The sequence below is a fragment of the Telluria sp. ZB4P36 genome (assembly GCF_059685865.1).
Map to the genome: position 1 here is coordinate 56,080 of NZ_JCASIE010000003.1, position 18,766 is coordinate 74,845.

Here is an 18,766-nt window from a genome sequence, read left to right on the forward strand (position 1 = left end):
GCTTTTTGCTTTCTGGCGTCCTGCTCGACTTTTCCATGCACCATGGATATGCTCAAGGTTCCGGCAACCCTGTCACGTACGTGGCGCCCCTGATGACCCAACAGCATGCCGCTCCAACGCCCGTCAGCCGCCTGACGGCAGAGAAACGCCCGGCGGTCAGGTACGCGATCCGCGTGCTGGTCCTGTTTTGCGTGCTGCTGATCGCGGCCCAGGCCTGGAGCGCCTGGACCGCACGCCAGAGCCGGCTGGCCGAGAACGCGGCCGCGACCTCGAACATGGCCAGCGCCCTGGCGGCCCAGGCCGAAAGCACCATCAGGATCGTCGATACCGTGCTGGCCGGCGTGGTCGAACGCGTCGAGCACGACGGCACCACACCGGCGGCGTCCGACCGCCTGCGCGGCCACATGCGGAACATGGTCAAGGAAGTGAAGGAATTGCACGGGCTGTTCGTCTACGGCGCGGACGGCAGCTGGCTGGTCTCCTCGCTGGATCGCCCGATCGCCGGCAACAACGCCGACCGCGAGTATTTCCAGTACCACCTCAAGAACCGCAGCCGCGCCGTCCACATCGGCAAGCCGGTCCGCAGCCGCTCCACCGGTGTCTGGATCCTGCCGGTGTCGCGCCGGCTCGAGAAGCCCGACGGCAGCTTTGCCGGGGTGGCGCTCGGCACGGTCCAGATCGCGTTCTTTGCCGATCTCTACGAACGCTTCGACGTGGGCAGGCAGGGTGTGGTCTTCCTGGCGCTCGACGACGGTACCCTGATCTACCGCCGCCCCTTCAGCGAGGCACTGATCGGCACCAATATTGCGGACGGCCCCGTGTTCCGGACCTACCGGGCGACGGGTCCGGTCGGCACCGCGATGCTGCGTTCCAGAATCGACGGCGTCGTGCGCCTGTACAGCTTCCGCCACCTGGACCAGCTGCCCCTGATCGTCGCGACCGCACAGTCCAAGGAGGAAATCCTGGCCGAATGGCAGCAGGCCTCGCTGCTGCTGTCGGGCGCCACCCTGCTCGTCGTGCTCCTGCTGGTCGGCGTCGGGGCTCGCCTGGTGCGCCAGATCATGATCCGCGACCAGCTCGAGGCCGAACTGCGCATCGCCGAGGAACATCTGCAGGGGCGCAACCAGGAGCTGACCTTGCTGGCCACCAGGGACGGGCTGACCGGTCTCGCCAACCGCCGCCATTTCGAAGACAGCCTGCGCCTCGAACTCAAGCGCGCCAGGCGCACCGGCGCGCCGCTGTCGCTGGTGCTGCTCGACGTCGATTTCTTCAAGAAGTACAACGACCGCTACGGCCACGTGGCCGGCGACGACTGCCTGCGCCAGGTGGCGCGCGCCCTGCGCGGCGGGCTGGCGCGCCCCACCGACCTGGCGGCGCGCTATGGCGGCGAGGAATTCGCGGTAATCCTGCCCTCGACCGGCCGGGTCGGCGCCCGCTACGTGGCCGAACGCCTGCGCCTGGCCATCATGGAGCTCGGTATCGGCCATGCCGACAATCCGTCCGGCGTGGCCACCATCAGCGCCGGCGCCTGCACCTTCCATCCCACGCCCGGCGTGGAGCTGGAGGCGGAAGCCTTCCTCATGCAGGCCGACACCCTGCTGTACCGTGCCAAGGCAAACGGCCGCAACCGCGTCTGCAGCGACCTCGACAATACTGACGCGGCGCCGCCGCCCACCATGTAAAAACCGCCTGCGATGCAGGCGGTTCGTGGTGGCTTAGTAGCGGGTCGGATTGTTCGGACGGTCGTCATGGCGGTTCGGGACACCGTCGCCGTCGCGATCGCGGTCGTGGCTGTTGCGGACGCCGTCGCCGTCACGGTCGCGGCGCGCCATGCGGTGGTCGCGGTCGCGGATCCAGCCGCCGCGGTCCAGGTACCAGCCGTTACGGTCCTGGCGCCACACCGGCTGCTGGTAGACGTAGCCGGCACGCACCCGCTCGTAGTGGCCGCGTTCCCACACGTAGCGGCGGCCGTTCCAGCTCCAATAGCCCGGCACCCACTCGTGGCCGCGGCGGACGGCAGGGATCGCTTCCCTGCGCAGCGGCGGCGGCGCCTCGCGCACCACGATCACCTCGGTGCGGCCCTGGGCTTGCGCCTGGACCGGCGCGAAGGCGGCGGTACTGATCAGGACAGCTGCGGTAGCGGCAAGAATCGCTTTCATGGTACTTCTCCTTTCGGTTGTGTTGAAACCACTATAGCCAGCCTCAACAGCACACGGGAGAAATGAAATGAGTTCTTACATTCGAAACATGCCGCTACGAAAATGTAACTAATGCATGAACTACCAAAAAAAACAGCCGGCTGATGCCGGCTGCTTTGACTCGGAGAAACGGGGATTAGTCCAGCTTCCAGGCGTAGTCGACCTTGGTCCAGGTCGCTGCCGGTGCGCCGTCCTTGGTGCCCGGCTTGAACTTGCACGACGACAGGCCTTTCAGGGCTGCCTTGTCCAGGTTCTTGAAACCGCTCGACTTTTCCAGCTTCGATTCGGTCACGGTGCCGTCGGCGCTGACGTGGAACGATGCCGAGGTCGTGCCCTGCTCTTCATTCATCAGCGACGCCTTCGGGTACTCGACCGCGCACTTCTTCGGGTCGAACGACGCCGGCACTTCAGCGGCGAAGGTAGCGCCAGCGGCGGTGGCGAGGGTCATTGCAGCGATCAGTTTCACGGTCAGGTTTTTCATGGTTTCCCCAATAAGGTTTTGTTTAAGGTTGGCAGTCTCACTGCGTGCCGGCCCGCAGGCCGGCGTTCTTCTCTCTTAGAATTCTTCCCACTCGTCGCTGGCGACGGCGGCTGCTTTCCTGGCCTTCGGCGCCGGTGGGGCCGCTGCATCATCCTGCGCAGCCGCGGCCTTGCCTGGTACCGGTTTCTTCACCGCCGGCTTCTTGAGGGCCGGGGCCGGACGCTTGACGGCGGCCGGGCGCACCACGACGGCGGTGCCCGTTGCTGCCGGGGCCGAGACCTCGGCCTGGTACTGCTCGCCCTCGCTCAGCTTGAAGATGCTGACGACGCGGGCCAGTTCGCCTGCCTGGTCTTGCAGGCTCTGCGCGGCGGCAGCGGCCTCTTCCACGAGGGCAGCGTTCTGCTGGGTCATGCTGTCCATCTCGATGATCGACAGGTTGACCTGTTCGATACCGGCGCTCTGCTCGGCGCTGGCGTTGGCGATTTCGCTCATGATGTCGGTCACGCGCTTCACGCTCGTCACCACTTCATCCATCGTCACGCCGGCCTGGCCGACCAGCTTGCTGCCGCGCTCGACCTTCTCGACGGAGTCGCCGATCAGGGTCTTGATCTCTTTCGCCGCCGCAGCCGAACGCTGGGCCAGGTTGCGCACTTCCGATGCCACGACCGCGAAGCCGCGGCCCTGCTCGCCGGCACGGGCGGCTTCCACCGCGGCGTTCAGCGCCAGGATGTTGGTCTGGAAGGCGATGCCGTCGATCACGCCGATGATGTCGGAGATCTTGCTGGCCGAGCTGTTGATCTCGCCCATCGTGCCGACCACCTGCGACACCACTTCACCACCCTTGCGGGCCACGTCCGACGCAGTTGCGGCGAGGGCGTTGGCCTGGCGGGCGTTGTCGGCGTTCTGCTTGACGGTCGAGGTCAGTTCTTCCATGGCCGATGCGGTCTTCTCCAGCGAGCTGGCCTGCAGTTCGGTACGCGAGGACAGGTCGATGTTGCCGGCGGCGATTTCACGCGACGCGGTGCCGATGGTCTCGGTGCCGCGGCGCACCTGTTCGACGATGCCGACCAGGCTGTTGCGCATTTCTTTCATTTCCACCAGCAGGCTGCCGCGGTCCGACTCTTCGGTTTCGATCGCGATCGACAGGTCGCCGTGGGCGATGCTGCCTGCAATCTTGGCGGTGTAGGCCGGCTCGCCGCCGAGCTGCTTGCGCAGGCTGCGCGAGATCAGCCAGGCTGCGACCACACCCATGGCGACGGCTGCCAGCAGCAGGACGATCATGAAGTTACGGGCGTTTTCGAATTCCGACTGGGCGTCGGCCTTGCTCTGGGCGTTCTGCTTCTCTTCCAGCACGGCCAGCTGGTCCAGTGCCTCGGTCCATTTCTTCTGCACCGGACGCACTTCGCGGATCATGACGCGGGTGGCGTCCATCGCGTTGTTGGCCAGGTACAGTTCCGATGCCTTGGCAATGGCCGGCATGGCGGCGCCTTCGAATTCCTTGACCTGGGCCAGCAATGCCTTTTCCTTGTCGGTGGCATGGGCGGCGAACAGCGAAGACAGTTTCTTCTGGGCTTCGTCGTACTTGCGGGTCTGTTCCTTGAACTTGACCATTTCCGGCTCCATGTCGGCCGGGTCGGTCATCAGGGTCAGGACGCGCAACGAGGCGACGCGATCGCCGACGTTGTTACGCATGTCGGTCACGAGGGCGGTCGAGACATTGCTGACGCTCACTACCTTGTCGAGGCGGTCCTGGATCTGCGCCATGCGCAGGATGCCGACCACGGTCACGACCACCAGCAACACCAGCACCAGTGCAAAACCGAGTGCGAGGCGGGTACCGACCTTCAAGTTATTCAAAAAAGCCATTCCTGTTCATCCCTGTATCTTATTGATCGAATTCGCCCGGATCCTGGCGCCGTGCGACGCGTTTTTCATAGATCGTCATGAGCTATGAGTATTTCCGACAGGATAAATCAAAATTCCGACCGGAAAGTCGAAATCGACCGCCGCGGTTGAACTGTTTCAGCTCAACAACAGTGTTGATGCGTTTCAATGTGTGAGGTAGCGGGAGAAATTATGCGTGCAGACTTGCCGTCCGGCAAGCATTACAGAAGATGACTATACAATTCCGACAAGAAAATGTATCAATTTGCCGACAAGAAACTAAAATGGCGTACCGAAGTACGCCTTTAGAGGGAGAACGACGCGGGGCGCCGTTCAGGCAGCGGCAGGCATGCGCCCGGCCGCCTCCAGCAACAGCATGGGATCGGCACCGGCCAGCTTTTTCGGGTCGGACAGCATCTGACGGAAGGCGCGCGCCCCCGGTAAACCGGTCATGATGCCCAGCATGTGGCGGGTGATGCTGTTCAGCTTGAGTCCGTGCTGGCCGTACAGGCGCAGCTGTTCGGCGATATACGGAAGCATCGCTTCCAGGACCTGTGTCCGGGTCTTCATGGGCGTGCTCGTATCGCCGTAGAACAGGCGGTCCCAGGTCGCCATGATCCAGGGGTTGTGGTATGCCTCGCGGCCCAGCATGACGCCGTCCACGTGCTGCAGGTGCAGGGCGATCTCTTCATCCGTCTTGATGCCGCCGTTGATGATGATTTCCAGCGCCGGGAACTCGCGCTTGAGCTGGTAGGCCACTTCATAGCGCAGCGGCGGGATCTCGCGGTTTTCCTTCGGCGAGAGCCCCTTGAGCACGGCATTACGGGCGTGAACAATGAAGGTCTGGCACCCGGCGTCGGCTATCGTGCCGATGAAGTCACGCACGAAGCCGTATTCCTCGTTGTAGTCGATGCCGATCCGGTGCTTGACCGTGACGTCGATCGACACCGCGTCGCGCATCGCCTTGACGCAGTCTGCCACCAGCTGGGGTTCCTGCATCAGGCAAGCGCCGAAGGCCCCCTTCTGCACGCGCTCGGACGGGCAACCGCAGTTCAGGTTGATCTCGTCATAGCCCCACTGCTCGCCCAGCTTGGCGCTTTTCGCCAGGTCGGCCGGGTCGCTGCCGCCCAGCTGCAGCGCAATGGGATGCTCTGCCTCGTCGTAGCGCAGGTGGCGCTCGACGTCGCCGTAGACCAGCGCGCCGGTGGTGACCATCTCGGTATACAGCCAGGTGTGACGGGTGATCTGGCGGTGGAAGACGCGGCAGTGGCGATCGGTCCAGTCCATCATGGGGGCAACCGACAGGCGGCGGGACGGCAGGGAGACGGCGGCGGGAGACGTGGTGGAAGGCGACATGTGAAATGTGAAGTGCGCGTGCGGATGCGCGGGAAGCCCGACATGATAAGCGAAAACCGCCCTCGGCGAAGCCGGCGGCGCCGCACAACTGCTGGCGCTTTGCCAATACAGCGAAATTTTCGGCGTCGTCTACAACAAAACCTGCTTACGGCCAAGCATCTGGCGCTAAAATCCAAGCTATTATTCCCACGCAGAAATATTCCGTCGCGCCCCTGCGCCAGACTTTCACTTCATGCCCATCCTTTCCGATATCAAGCCTCGCACTACTGCCGGCGCCACCTACGAGGTGAACACATGAACACCAAGACCTTCCCCGCCGCATCGGGCGCCTTGGACGAGAAACGGCTTGCTGTGCGCCGCAACCCGAACGACGCCACGGCGCACGCCCTGCTGGGCTTGGCACTGCTCCGGCAGCAGCAACTCGAGGAAGGCGTCGCCAGCCTGCAACGCGCCCTGCGCCTGAACCGCGGCATCCGCGACTTGCATGCGGTGCTGGCGCCGGCGCTGCTGGACCTGGGGCGCCACGAGGAATCGGCCGAGGCCTACCGTGCCGCCCTGAGCCACCAGGACAGTCCGGATCTGCACCACGACCTGAGCATCGCCCTCCTGCGTGCCGGCCACAAGGAAGAGGCGGAAGCGAGCGCCCGCCGCGCGGTCGAGCTGGCCCCCGACACGCCGCGTTTCGTGCTCAGCCTGGCCTCGGCATTGCACGCCCAGGACAAGCTCGAGGACGCCGCTGCAGTGCTGGACCAGGCGCTTGTCCTGGAGCCGCGGCGGCCGGATACGCACCTGGACCTGGGCGTGCTGCTGGAGCGCCTGAAGCGCTACGAGGAAGCCTCCAGACACTACGAAGCCGTGCTGGCGGCGCAGCCCGACAGCATCAAGGCATTGAGCGGACTCGGCATTTGCTACGATAACCTTAAGCGCCACAAGGAGGCAGCCGCTTGCTTCGAACGGGTCCTCGCGACAACGCCGGAGGACACGAACACCCTGGTTAACCTGTCGCACGCCCTGCGCAGCGCCCACGAGCTGGGCGCATCGCTGGCGGCCTTGCGGCGCGCCGAAGCGCTCGCACCCGACGACCCGGCCGTCGTGCGCGGACTGCTCCATACCTGCTTCTCGATCGGGGAATGGGAAAAAGCCCTGCAGATGGCGCGGAGGGTGTACGAGACGGATCCGAGTCCGGATACCCACAGCGCGTACCTGTTTATTCTGAGCCATTGCACTTTGGACCCGGAAGAGCTCACCCGCGAGCATGTCGCCTACGGCAGCCGCTGGGAAACCCCGCTGCTTGCCTTGCGCCAGCCCCACGCCAACCTGCGCGACCCGTTGCGCCCCTTGAAGATCGGCTTCGTGTCGGCAGACCTGCGCAACCATGCTGTCGCCTCGTTCATCATGCCGATCTTCGAAGTGCTCAAGGACAGCACCCAGCTCGAACTGTATGCCTACCACAACTATGTAGTGGAAGATCCGGTCAGCGATCGCCTGCGCGCCTGCACTGTCGCATGGCGCAATATCTTCGCGCTCGACGACGACGCGGCCGAGCGCCTGATCCGCGAGGACGGCATCGACATCCTGATCGACCTGTCGGGCCACTCCGCCCTGAACCGCCTGCCCCTGTTCGCGCGCCGCCCGGCGCCGGTGCAAGCCACCTGGATCGGCTATGCCGGGACGACCGGCTTGCAAGGCATGGATTACATCCTGTGCGACCAGTTCCTGGTGCCGGAAGGCCGCTACGACGACCAGTTCACGGAACAGATCGTTCGGCTGCCCCTCGGTACGCCCTTCATGCCCGAGCTCGGTGCGCCGCCGGTCAGCCCCTCGCCTGCGCAACGCAATGGCTATCTGACCTTCGGCAGTTTCCATCGAGCGAGCAAGCTGAGCCCGCACGTCATCGCCCAGTGGGCGAAACTGCTGCATGCGATTCCCGAATCCCGGATGCTCCTCGGCGCCATGCAGGCCGGCATCGACGACGTGGTGGTCGGCTGGTTCGAACAGGAAGGCATCGCGCGCGAGCGTCTCCTGCTGCGTCCGCGCGCTCCCCTGTACGACTACCTGAAACAGCACGACGACGTCGATATCTGTCTCTGCCCCTTCCCGTATGGCGGCTCGACCACCATCGGCCACGCCTTGTGGATGGGTGTGCCGACGCTGGCGACCGTCGGCGCGACCAACCCGAGCCACAGCCCGGGGCCCTTCCTGACCCACCTCGGCCTCAACAGCTTCTTCACCGAGGACGAAGAGACCTATGTCAAGCTGGGGGTGTTCCTGTCGCAGAACGTGGGCGCACTGGCGGCCATGCGCGCGACCATGCGCGACCGCTTCCTCGACTCCCTCCTGGGCTACCCGGGGGTGACGGCCGCCGCGATGGAACTCGGCCTGCGCGAGATGTGGCAACGCTGGTGCGCCGGCGAGGCGGCAGCGCCGATCCGGGTGCGCCTTTCCGATCTGGTACCGGAACAGGAACAGGCCTGAAGCCTGCCGGCAGTCAGGTAGAGCCAAGACGGATCCACGGTCAACGTGGGTCCGTTTTTCATTATGGCTCTCCAATGCGAACGATGGGAAATCCAGGCTGCTGCAACGAGAAATTTCCTCGATCACGAAAAAACAAAAAAATTTCCATGTGGAACTTAATGAGTTGGTGAAACCTGTCGCCTTGTACTCATGAGAGCGAGTGACGCACTCGGAAACGCGGTGAAAGCCGCTCGTAACAGACTAATCAATCAGGAGCTACCATGCTGAGCCTTCACACCAACAACGCTGCACTGTCCGCACAAAATTCGATCACCCGCACCCAGAGCTCGCTGTCGACTTCGATGACCCGCCTGTCGACCGGCTACCGCATCAACTCGGCAATGGACGACGCCGCCGGCCTGCAGATCGCTTCGCGCCTGAAGGCCCAGACCTCGGGCATGGAAGTGGCAATGCGTAACACCCAGCGCTCGACCGCCATGCTGCAGACCGCCGAAGGCGCCCTGGACGAAGTCAGCAACATGCTGGTTCGCATGAAGGATCTGGCAACCCAGGCTGCCGACGCGTCGTCGACTGCCTCCGACAAGACTGCCATGCAGTCGGAATACAACGCACTGGGCCGTGAATTGTCCAACGTGCTGAAGAACACCACTTTCGGCGGCACCACCCTGCTCGAAGGCACCTCCAGCAACGGTACCCTGCGTAACGCCGCGATGACCTTCCAGATCGGCGCGTCGTCGAGCGAAACCATGTCGGTCGACCTGAGCGCCGCAATGTCGGCAGTGACCACCGCCGTCAGCGCCGCCACCGCCAACTACGCCGCAGCCTCGACCGGCGCCACCGAACTGACCGCCAGCGCCAACGCCACCATCACCACCCTGGAAACCGCCCTGACCAAGGTCGGCGACCTGCGTTCGGGCCTGGGCGCTGCAGCCAACCGCCTCGAGCACGTGTACAACAACCTGGCAAACATCAGCACCAACAGCAAGGCTGCAATCGGCCTGGTGATGGACGTCGACTTCGCGACCGAAAGCGCGAACATGACCTCGAACCAGATGCTGCTGCAAGCCGGCACCGCGATGCTGAAGCAGTCGAACAGCATGTCCTCGATGGTCATGTCGCTCCTGCAGTAATGGCCTGATCCCCGGACTGAACGTCCGGGTCCGCCAATGGCCGACCTCTCCAGGTTGGCCATTTTTTTATTTGCGCCTGCCTGCCGGACTGTCTCCAGATGGCCATTTCGATCACCTCAACGCCGCTCCCTTTCCCGCTTGCCGGTTCGCTGCCCGCTCCGGTCGCGCCCGTCGGCGGCGTCGGCCCTGCCGCGCCGATCACGGTGGCCCTGCAGCTGGCCGCCGGCGCCGCGCAGGAGGCCGCACAGGCACCTGCCCTGCCCGAGTCGAAGCCGCTGCCCGGGAATGGGAATTCCGCGGACGATCCGCAGGCACTGCTGAATGGACCGGCAATGCGCCCGGACCAGGTACTGGCGGCGCGCCAGCTGGCCTATCCGAGCATGTCGGGGGCGGCGCTGGCCGCGGGCTGGCAGTCGATGGTAAGGACTTACGGGATGCTGGCGTCGGAACGCGAGTCACAGGCGCGCGCCGCGCGCCTGGCGCCGGCGGTGCTGGCGGCGGCCCGTGAAGGCCACGTTCCGCGTCCGGCCGACCAGCTTGGCCTGCTGGCCGACGCCTGGCGCTTCACGGTACATGCCGGCAGCGGCCGGCCACATGTCCTGCAAGTGCTCGCCGACGAAGACGACGACGCTCCCCGGCCGCAGCGGGAACGGCGCCGTGCACGCGCCGCGCTGCGGCTCGAACTGCGCCTCGCGGACGGCAGCATCGTCGTGGTCCAGGTGGAACCCTTGCTTGATGGCCTGGCGCTCGACCTGTGCGCCCCCGACGCCGCGCAGGCCGAGCACCTGCGCGCGCTGCAGCCGGAGCTCGAGCGCGTGCTCGCCCGCGCCGGACTGCAGGTGCTGCGCTGGGGCTTCCACGACAAGCTGCCCGCGGGAAGCATCCATGCCGCCTTGCCGGTCGAGGCGGCGTCCAGCGCGCTGAACCTGCCGGTGTTCCGTGCGCTGGCCGAACTGGCCCTGCTGCTGCCGGGCGCTCCCTGGCTGGCCGACTAGGCGTCCTGCCAGCCGGCCGGGCGCCGCTTCACGACACGGGCCGGCGCGCCGACCACGGTGCAGTCGGGATCGACGTCCGCCGTCACGACCGCACCCGCTCCCACGACCGACCAGGTCCCGACCCCTGCCCGCGGAATCACGACGCTCCCGGTGCCCAGTTCCGCTCCTTCGCGCAACATCACATTGCCGGCCAGGTGCACGCCGGGCGCAAGCGTGACGAAATCTTCCAGCACGTCGTCATGGGCCAGTGTGCAGCCCACGTTCACGTGCACGTGCTCGCCCAGCCGGATGTCGGTAGTGAGCATGGCCCCGGCACACACCACGGTGCCGGCGCCGAGTTCAACGCCGGCGCCGAGCCATGCGCGCGGGTGCACCAGCACCGGGAAGGTGTTGGCGTAGCGTGACTGGATGCGGCGCACCAGCCGCCGGCGCGCCGCCGACGGCCCTACCGCCACGACCACGGCAGCGTCCGGATTGGCGGCTAGCCAGTCCAGGTCGCCCAGCACCGGCAGGCCCGCCACCGCCGGCGGCGTGTCGAAACCGGCCTCGACCAGGAAGCCGGCACAGGTCCATGTGGGCGACACTGCATTGATGTCGCGAATCAGCTGCAGGATCTCGCGGCCATGCCCGCCCGCGCCGACGATCGCGATGCGCCCCGTCATCCCTGCGCCTCCCGCACCACGCCGATGATCCGGGCAAGGTCTTCGTCGCCCAGCGCAGGGTAGATCGGCAGGCACAGCACCTGGTCGGCGGCGCGGCCGGCCACCGGCAGGTTCTCCGGCGCCGCCGACAGCATGCCGCGGTACATCGGGAAGCTCGAGATCAGGGGAAAGAAGTAGCGGCGCGCCACGATGCCATGCTGCTTCAGCCGGTCGTACAGGGCATCGCGGCTGAGCGGGTACCCGGGTCCCACCAGGACCGGGAAATAGGAATGGTTGGTGCTGCCCACGTCGGCGGGGCGCACACAGGTGATCCCGGCCACGTTCGCGAAAGCCTCGGTGTACTTGCGCGCAACCGCGCGCCGGGCCGCCATCGCGGCGTCGATGCCCTTGAGCTGCAGCAGGCCGAAGGCCGCATTGATCTCGCTCATCTTGCCGTTGATGCCGGCGGCGACCACGGTGGTCTCGTCCACGAAGCCGAAATTCTTCAGGCGGTCGATGCGCTGCTTGGTGCGCGCGTCCGGGCTGACGATCGCGCCCCCTTCGAAGGTATTGAATACCTTGGTCGCGTGGAAGCTCAGCACCGACAGGTCGCCGCAGTTGAGGACGCTCGATCCATTCTTCTGCACGCCGAAGGCATGCGCCGCGTCGTAGATGACCTTCAGGTTGTAGTTGTCGGCGATGGCCTGGATGGCCTCGGTGTCACACGGCTCGCCATAGCAGTGCACCGGCATGATGGCGGTCGTGCGCGGCGTGATCGCCGACTCGATCCTGGCCGGATCGAGGTTCAGGCTGACCGGATCGATGTCGACGAATACCGGCGTGATCCCGTTCCACAACAGCGAGTGCGAGGTCGCGACGAAGGAGTACGGGGTGGTGATCACCTCGCCGGTGATGCGCAGCGCCTGCAGCGCGGTCAGCAGGGCCAGGGTGCCGTTGGCGAACAGGCTGATGTGCTCGACACCGAGGTAGCGGCACAGCTCCTGCTCGAGTTGCTGGTGGAACGGGCCGCCGTTCGTCAGGGTGCGGTTGCTCCAGATCTGCTCGAGGTAGGAAGTGAACTCTTCCAGGGGCGGCAGCTCCGGCTGGGTGACGTAGATCGGTTTTCGGTCGCTCATGATTGGCCTCGCTGTTGATCAACCCACCGTGCCGACGATCGACACGTCGCGGTTCTCGGGAATTTCGTTATACGACAGGACGTGCAGGCCCGGCGCGAACAGGCGCGCGTAGCGCGCCAGCAGTGGGCGCACCTGCGGCAGTACCAGCAGCAGCGGCGGGGTATGCTGCTGCTTCATCTGCTCGCGCGCCACCGGCATGTTGATCTGCAGCTGGGACAGCAGTTGCGGGTCGATCGGGTAGTTGTCCAGCGCGACCTTGCCGCCGCCGTTCTGGCGCGCCTGGTTCAGGGAACCGAGCAGCATGTTTTCCAGCTCGGCCGAGAGGTTAAAGGCCGGCATGTCCTTCTTCTTGCCGAACAGGCCGGACACGATCTGGCGCCGCAATGCGCAGCGTACTTCGGCCGCCAGCAGGATCGGGTCCTTGGTGGTCTCCGAGCTGTCCAGCAGCGTGGTTGCGACCACCACGATGTCCTTCAGCGACACGCCCTCGGCCAGCAGCACGCGGAACACGCGCAGCAGCTGGGTGTGGGTCAGCGCCTTCTCCAGCGCCCCGGCCAGCTTCGGCGACAGCGCGGTCAGGCGCTCCAGGATCGCCGGCACGTCTTCGTGACGGAACAGCTCGTGCAGGTATTCACGCACCACCTTCGAGGTGTGGGTGGCGATCGCGCTCGACACCTCGACCACCTGGTAGCCCAGGCCCAGCGCGTCGGCCTTCTGCTCCGGCGCGATCCAGGTGATCGCCATGCCGAAAGCCGGCTCGATGCCCGGGATGCCATCCAGCTCGCCGTAGACGTTGGGCGACGGGATCGCCATCAGGTGGTCCGGCATCACTTCGGCCTCGGCCACGACCGTGCCCGACAGGCTGATCGCATACTGCGAGGGACGCAGCGCCAGGTCGTCGCGCACGCCGATGGCGGGCAGCAGCATGCCCATCTGCTCCGACAGGCTCTGGCGCACGCCCTTGATGCGCTTGGTCAGCGGCTCGCCCTGGGCCTGGTCGATCATGCCCACCAGCTTGTAGCCCACCGCCACCGTCACCGGCTGCACCACCGGCAGCGCCTGCCAGTCGAGGTCGGGCGCGCGCTCGTCGCGCAGCGCGGCCTCGATCGCCGCCACGCCGGCGTCGTCGGGCGCCTTGACGCGCTTGCTCAGCTTCCAGCCGACGTAGCCCACCACGCCGGCGAACACGAAGAAGATAAAGGTCGGCATGCCCGGCACCAGGCCGAGGACGATCATCACGCCGGCCGCCGAGAACAGCACCGCCGGCTGGGCCAGCAGCTGGCCGCCCACCTGCTTCTCGAGGTCGCCCGATTCGCCGATGCGGGTCACCAGGATCGCGGCCGCCGCCGACAGCAGCAGCGCCGGGATCTGGGCCACCAGGCCGTCACCGATGGTCAGCAGCGCATACACCTTGGCGGCTTCGCCCAGCGGCAGGTCGTACATCAGGGCGCCGATCGCGATACCGCCGACCAGGTTGATGATCAGGATCAGGATCGAGGCGACGGCATCGCCGCGCACGAACTTGGAGGCGCCGTCCATTGCGCCGTAGAAGTCGGCTTCGGCCGCCACGTCCTTGCGGCGCTGGTTGGCCTGTTCCTGGTTAATCAGGCCCGCGTTCAGGTCGGCGTCGATCGCCATCTGCTTGCCCGGCAGCGCGTCCAGGGTGAAGCGCGCCGACACTTCCGAGATGCGCTCGGCGCCCTTGGTGACGACGATGAAGTTGATGATCATGAGGATCACGAACACCACCAGGCCGACCACGAAGTTACCGCCGATGACGACATTGGCGAAGGATTCGATCACGTGGCCCGCGGCATCCGGGCCGGTGTGGCCGTTCAGCAGCACCACGCGGGTCGAGGCCACGTTCAGCGCCAGGCGCATCAGGGTGGTGCCGAGGATCACGGTCGGGAATACCGAGAAGTCGAGCGGACGCTTGGCCGTCACCGACACCAGGATCACGATCAGCGCCAGCACGATGTTGAACGTGAACAGCACGTCCAGCAGCACCGGCGGCAGCGGCAACATGATCATCGCCAGCAGCGCGATCAGGAAGACCGGCCCGGCGAACTTCTGGCGCTTCAGCTCGGAGACAAAAGCGTTGATGGAATTCATGCGGAAACCTCACTCAAATGAGATGGAACCACCACCTCGTTGGGGAACCGTGGGGGCGCCTGGCGCCGGCCTGCACGGAACGCGTTCAGTTGCAGGACATAGTTCAGTACCTGCGATACGGCCTGGTACAGCTGCGCAGGGATCTGCTGCTGCACCTGGCTGGTGTTGTAGATCGCGCGCGCCAGCGGCGGCAGCGACACGGTCTCGATGTCGTGCTCGCGCGCCACGCGGCGGATGTACAGCGCCATCTCGTCGACGCCCTTGGCCACCACGAACGGCGCTTCGGCGCGGTCGGTGTCGTACTTCAGGGCCACCGCGTAGTGTTCCGGGTTGACGATCACGACGTCGGCGGTCGGCACGCTCTTGCGCACGCTGCGCTGGGCCAGCTGGCGCTGCAGCTGGCGGATGCGCTGCTTCACCTCGGGCCGGCCCTCGTTGCTCTTGTGTTCTTCTTTCAGGTCCTGCTTGCTCATGCGCTGGTTTTTGGTGAACAGGAAGGACTGCACCGGCACGTCGATCAGCGCGAACACGACGAACACCGCCACCATGGCCATCAGGCCGTCCAGCATCAGGGCGGCGCCCCCGCCCAGCGCATCGCTGAGCGGCATGCGCTGCAGCTCGACATAAGCCTTCATGCCCGAGCCGACCACGTGCCACAGCACGACACCCAGCACGATCGCCTTGGCGGCGGAGGTCGCAAAGCCGATCCAGTGCTTTTGCGAGAACAGGTTGCCCAGGTTGGTGATGGGGCTCATGCGGCTGAACTTGGGCGCCATGTTCTTGCTGGAGACCACCCAGCCGCCCGGGAAGACGCTGGCGGCCACGATCACCGCCGGCACCACCGCCAGCGGCATTACCATCTTGACCAGCAGCAGCAAGGCGCCGGTGAACACCACCGACATCGCGTTCTCGATCGCGCCGGCTTCGCCCAGCGGCACGAACACCAGCCGGAACAGCGAACGGAAGGACTCGAGGTAGCCCGGCAGCAGCATGGCCAGCAGCTTCAGGGCGCACAGGATGCCGACCGCCGTGGCCAGGTCTTTCGAGCGGACGACCTGGCCCTCCTCGCGCGCCTTCTTGAGCTTCTGCGCTGAGGGCTTTTCGGTCTTGTCGCCACCGGTGCCGTTATCGGCCATGCGCTATCCTCATCTGCTCCTGCAGCATCTCCAGTATCTGGTTGGTCATCGCGACGTAATGCTCGGGGATGAAACGCACCACCTGCACCAGCATCAGGAGACCGAAGATCGTCACCAGCGAGAAGCCCAGCGAAAACAGGTTCAAACTCGGCGCAACCCGGTTCAGGAAACCGAACCCGACCTGCACCACCATTGTCGAAAACACGATCGGCAGCGCCAGCAGCACCGCCGCGGAAAATATCCAGGCCACGTTCAGCGCCACCGACGCCAAGAGCAGCGGCGCGTAGCCGGCGCCGACCGGCCAGGCCTTGAAGCTCTGGCCCACCACGCCCATCAGGACCAGGTGGCCGTCGATCCCGAAGAACACCAGGATCGCCAGCAGCGACAGCAGGCCGGACACCACGTCCGAGGCCTGCCCGTTCATCGGGTCGTTCATCTGCGCCATCGAGAAGCCGATCTGGCTGGATGCCAGGAAGCCGAGCATCGCGATGACGGCCATCGCGAACTGCAGCGCCAGCCCGATCACGCCGCCGATCACGGCCTGCTCCACCATCGCCACCACCCCGGCCAGCGAGAACGGATCGGGCAGCGCGCCGGCGTGCTGCATGGTCAGGGGAAGCATCATGAACGACAGCGCCACCGACAACAGTGCGCGCACCGGCACCGACACCATGCCCTCGCCCAGCACCGGGGCGGTCGAGAGCATCGCCATGATGCGGCAGAACGGCCACCACAAGGCATTCATCAGCGGCAGCAGGAAGCCGACCAGCTCCATTCGTCCCCGGGTTCCGTCAGCTTGCGAGCGTGGCCGCGCGCTGGAACACCGACACGCAGTAATCCATCAGCGTGGACGTCATCCAGTGGCCGGCCAGGATCACCGCGGCCAGCGTCACCAGGAGACGCGGCAGGAAGCTCAGGGTCTGCTCGTTGATCTGGGTCGCGGCCTGGAACAGCGCCACGATCAGGCCCATGACCAGGCCGGGCACCACCAGCACCAGGACCAGCAGCATCACGACCTGCAGGGCTTCGACCACCAGGTCGACAGCGATATCAGGACTCATCTCACTCTCTCGTTTGGAAGCTAATAGCCGTGGATACTGCCGACCAGCGTGTTCACGGTCAGGGTCCAGCCATCCACCAGCACGAACAGCAGCAGCTTGAAGGGCAGCGAGATCACCAGCGGCGACAGCATCATCATGCCCATCGCCATCAGCACCGACGCCACCACCAGGTCGATGATCAGGAAGGGAATGAACAGCATCGCGCCGATCTGGAAAGCCGTCTTCAGCTCCGACAGCACGAAGGCCGCCAGCTTGACCGTGAAGCCGCGCTTCTCGGGCGCCAGGTTGGCCGGCTCACCCGCCAGGTGCGCGACCTGGGCCAGCGAAGTCTTGCTGGTCTGGGCCAGCATGAAGCGCGTCACCGGCACCTCGGCGATCTTCAGCGCCTGCTCGAGGCCGATCTTGTCCTTGTCGTAGGGGAGGAAGGCGTCGCGCCACACCGCTTCGCCGACCGGGCGCATGACCAGCAGGGTCAGGATCAGCGCGATGCCGGTGATGATCCGGTTCGGCAGGCCCTGCTGCAGGCCGAGGGCCTGGCGCAGCAGCGACAGCACGATCACGAAGCGGGTGAAGCTGGTCATCATCATGACCATGACGGGCAGCAACCCGAGCAGGGTCATCAGGACCAGGATCTGCGACTTGACCGTCATTCCCTGGGTCGAGCCGGGGATCACCCCGGGCAGGATGCTCGGTGCCTGGTCCTGGGCCGCGGCAGGCAGCGCAAACAGCAATGCCAGCACGCCGGCCACGGCCAGCGCGCCGCGGACAGCCTGCATCATGAGGTCAGTGCGTCCAGGTTCAGGCCATCGAGGTCGATGACCTTCAGGCCGTACTGTTCGCCGGCGACGACGACTTCAGCGCGGCCGATCGGCGCGCCATTGACCTTGATGACCAGCGGCTCGCCGGCCAGGGCGTCGAGCGGCACCACCGAGGACGGGCCGATCGCCATCAGTTCCTGCAGCGAGATGCGGGCCGAGCCCACTTCCAGCGTCAGGGTCACCGGGATGCGGCGCATCATCTGCGGCAGCTGGCGCGCGGCATTCTTGCCGGCCAGCGCGGTCGCCGCTTCGACGCCGTCGAGGTCGTCGATGATGACGTCACCAGTCAGTTGATCGTTCAGGTTCATAGCTATTTACTCGGCATCTTCAAAAGAGGTTAAACAGAGTTTTCCTTTGTGTTCGGCCACGGCGGCCGTGAACAGGCGCGATTCGTCCAGCAGCACGTCGGCGCGCCCGACCGACACGGGAATGACGTCGCCGACTTTCAGCTCGAACAGCGCGCCTAGCGTGGTTTCCTTGCTGACCAGGCGCCCGTCGAGCTTCACGAACAGGCCGGAGGACAGGCCGTCGTTGCCGGCGCGCGCCGTGCGCACGCTGCTGCGCTCTTCCTTCAGGCCCTGCAGCACGTGGGACATCAGCTCCTGGTCCAGGCCGATCCAGCAGTGACTCTGCTGCTCACCCTGGGCCGACAGCGTCACGCGGATGACCCAGCCGGCCTTGCCCGGCGCGCTGGCCGGCGCCGGCGCTTCCACCACCGCGGCATCCGCACCCGGGACTTCCACGCCCACCATCGCCAGCCCTTCGGCCACGCGCGCATGCAGCTGTTCGGCCAGTTGCGCGGTCAGGGTCGCAGCCAGGCGCTCCTCGGTCGCGGTCACCCTTTCGGTGGCCGGGTCGGGCGGTGCGCTCGGTGCGGCGCCTTTCGGCATATTTTTGCGGCCGTAGCGGCCTTCCAGGAGGCTCAATAGCAGGCTGCGCTCGAACGCCACCGCGGCAGTACCGAGCGGGCCGGCCACTGCCAGCCAGCGCAGGCCTTCCTCGTCGGGTGCGCGCTCGAAGGCCAGGTTCACCAGCCGGTAAGCACCCCAGTAGCGGCGTCCGCCCGGCCCGCCCATCGACGTGCCCAGGGCATCGGCGAAACGGCGCGCGAACTTCGGCAACAGGTGAACCGGCCGTCCCAGCAGGCTCGGATCGAGCACCTGGTAATTACCCTGGTAGGTACCGGAATGGGCGGCCTGGTCGGTGCGCGATCGGTCGAGTGGATTCATCGGCATTATTTATTGGTCACTGAGAAACGGCGAATAACTTTTTTTCATTCTCCAAGGAAACTATTATACATGGAGATTTACGCCGAAGACTTTGACATTCGCCTTTGATTTCCC

17 protein-coding genes are annotated in these 18,766 nt (G+C 65.6%); 4 read left to right on the top strand and 13 right to left on the bottom strand.

Annotated elements, in window-relative coordinates:
* Window positions 1-92 precede the first annotated feature (92 nt).
* Window positions 93-1,682, top strand: coding sequence for a sensor domain-containing diguanylate cyclase (locus AC56LK_RS05545; protein WP_497183574.1), 1,590 nt, complete (start codon window positions 93-95; stop codon window positions 1,680-1,682).
* A gap of 33 nt (window positions 1,683-1,715) precedes the next feature.
* Here AC56LK_RS05545 and AC56LK_RS05550 read toward each other — a convergent pair whose 3' ends face one another.
* The 4 genes from AC56LK_RS05550 to dusA all read right to left on the bottom strand — a co-directional run bounded on the left by AC56LK_RS05550 (window position 1,716) and on the right by dusA (window position 5,919).
* Complete coding sequence (locus AC56LK_RS05550) at window positions 1,716-2,159, bottom strand: YXWGXW repeat-containing protein (RefSeq protein WP_497183575.1); 444 nt, start codon at window positions 2,157-2,159, stop codon at window positions 1,716-1,718.
* 175 nt (window positions 2,160-2,334) lie between these two features.
* Window positions 2,335-2,679 (bottom strand): energy transducer TonB, encoded by a 345-nt coding sequence (locus AC56LK_RS05555; RefSeq protein ID WP_436107175.1) that lies wholly within the window; start codon window positions 2,677-2,679, stop codon window positions 2,335-2,337.
* A 75-nt stretch (window positions 2,680-2,754) separates the two neighbouring features.
* On the bottom strand, window positions 2,755-4,545 hold the full coding sequence (locus AC56LK_RS05560; protein ID WP_497183576.1) for a methyl-accepting chemotaxis protein: 1,791 nt from the start codon (window positions 4,543-4,545) through the stop codon (window positions 2,755-2,757).
* Between the two features lie 351 nt (window positions 4,546-4,896).
* Window positions 4,897-5,919 carry a tRNA dihydrouridine(20/20a) synthase DusA gene (gene dusA, locus AC56LK_RS05565; RefSeq protein ID WP_497183577.1) on the bottom strand — a complete coding sequence of 341 codons (1,023 nt, stop codon included), beginning with the start codon at window positions 5,917-5,919 and terminating at the stop codon, window positions 4,897-4,899.
* 294 nt (window positions 5,920-6,213) lie between these two features.
* Here dusA and AC56LK_RS05570 point away from each other — a divergent pair, with 294 nt between their 5' ends.
* The 3 genes from AC56LK_RS05570 (at window position 6,214) to AC56LK_RS05580 (ending at window position 10,519) form a co-directional block, all read left to right on the top strand.
* Window positions 6,214-8,394, top strand: a complete 2,181-nt coding sequence (locus AC56LK_RS05570; protein WP_497183578.1) for an O-linked N-acetylglucosamine transferase, SPINDLY family protein — start codon at window positions 6,214-6,216, stop codon at window positions 8,392-8,394.
* A 260-nt stretch (window positions 8,395-8,654) separates the two neighbouring features.
* Window positions 8,655-9,524, top strand: a complete 870-nt coding sequence (locus AC56LK_RS05575; RefSeq protein ID WP_497183579.1) for a flagellin N-terminal helical domain-containing protein — start codon at window positions 8,655-8,657, stop codon at window positions 9,522-9,524.
* Between the two features lie 98 nt (window positions 9,525-9,622).
* Complete coding sequence (locus tag AC56LK_RS05580) at window positions 9,623-10,519, top strand: hypothetical protein (RefSeq protein WP_497183580.1); 897 nt, start codon at window positions 9,623-9,625, stop codon at window positions 10,517-10,519.
* Here AC56LK_RS05580 and AC56LK_RS05585 read toward each other — a convergent pair.
* The 9 genes from AC56LK_RS05585 to AC56LK_RS05625 are packed head-to-tail and all read right to left on the bottom strand — an operon-like array spanning window position 10,516 to window position 18,652.
* On the bottom strand, window positions 10,516-11,181 hold the full coding sequence (locus AC56LK_RS05585) for an acetyltransferase (RefSeq protein ID WP_497183581.1): 666 nt from the start codon (window positions 11,179-11,181) through the stop codon (window positions 10,516-10,518). The two genes, AC56LK_RS05580 and AC56LK_RS05585, sit on opposite strands and share 4 nt — an antisense overlap.
* Entirely contained in the window at window positions 11,178-12,296 is a 1,119-nt protein-coding gene (locus AC56LK_RS05590) for a DegT/DnrJ/EryC1/StrS family aminotransferase (RefSeq protein WP_497183582.1), read from the bottom strand. The genes AC56LK_RS05585 and AC56LK_RS05590 overlap by 4 nt, the downstream gene beginning before the upstream one ends.
* An 18-nt stretch (window positions 12,297-12,314) precedes the next feature.
* The gene (locus AC56LK_RS05595; RefSeq protein WP_497183583.1) at window positions 12,315-14,408 is read right to left on the bottom strand and encodes a flagellar biosynthesis protein FlhA; all 2,094 of its coding nucleotides are present in this window, start codon (window positions 14,406-14,408) and stop codon (window positions 12,315-12,317) included.
* Window positions 14,405-15,544 (bottom strand): flagellar type III secretion system protein FlhB, encoded by a 1,140-nt coding sequence (flhB, locus tag AC56LK_RS05600; protein WP_497183584.1) that lies wholly within the window; start codon window positions 15,542-15,544, stop codon window positions 14,405-14,407. Before flhB ends, AC56LK_RS05595 begins: the two co-directional genes overlap by 4 nt.
* A complete protein-coding gene (gene fliR, locus AC56LK_RS05605) occupies window positions 15,534-16,319 on the bottom strand; it encodes a flagellar biosynthetic protein FliR (protein ID WP_497183585.1) in 786 nt (261 codons plus the stop codon). Before fliR ends, flhB begins: the two co-directional genes overlap by 11 nt.
* A gap of 16 nt (window positions 16,320-16,335) precedes the next feature.
* Window positions 16,336-16,605: a flagellar biosynthesis protein FliQ gene (fliQ, locus tag AC56LK_RS05610; protein ID WP_497177666.1), complete on the bottom strand. Its 270-nt coding sequence runs from the start codon at window positions 16,603-16,605 to the stop codon at window positions 16,336-16,338.
* 20 nt (window positions 16,606-16,625) lie between these two features.
* Window positions 16,626-17,384 (bottom strand): flagellar type III secretion system pore protein FliP, encoded by a 759-nt coding sequence (fliP, locus tag AC56LK_RS05615; protein ID WP_497183586.1) that lies wholly within the window; start codon window positions 17,382-17,384, stop codon window positions 16,626-16,628.
* A complete protein-coding gene (locus AC56LK_RS05620; protein ID WP_497183587.1) occupies window positions 17,381-17,731 on the bottom strand; it encodes a FliM/FliN family flagellar motor switch protein in 351 nt (116 codons plus the stop codon). The genes fliP and AC56LK_RS05620 overlap by 4 nt, the downstream gene beginning before the upstream one ends.
* Before the next feature lie 6 nt (window positions 17,732-17,737).
* Entirely contained in the window at window positions 17,738-18,652 is a 915-nt protein-coding gene (locus AC56LK_RS05625) for a hypothetical protein (RefSeq protein ID WP_497183588.1), read from the bottom strand.
* Window positions 18,653-18,766 lie beyond the last annotated feature (114 nt).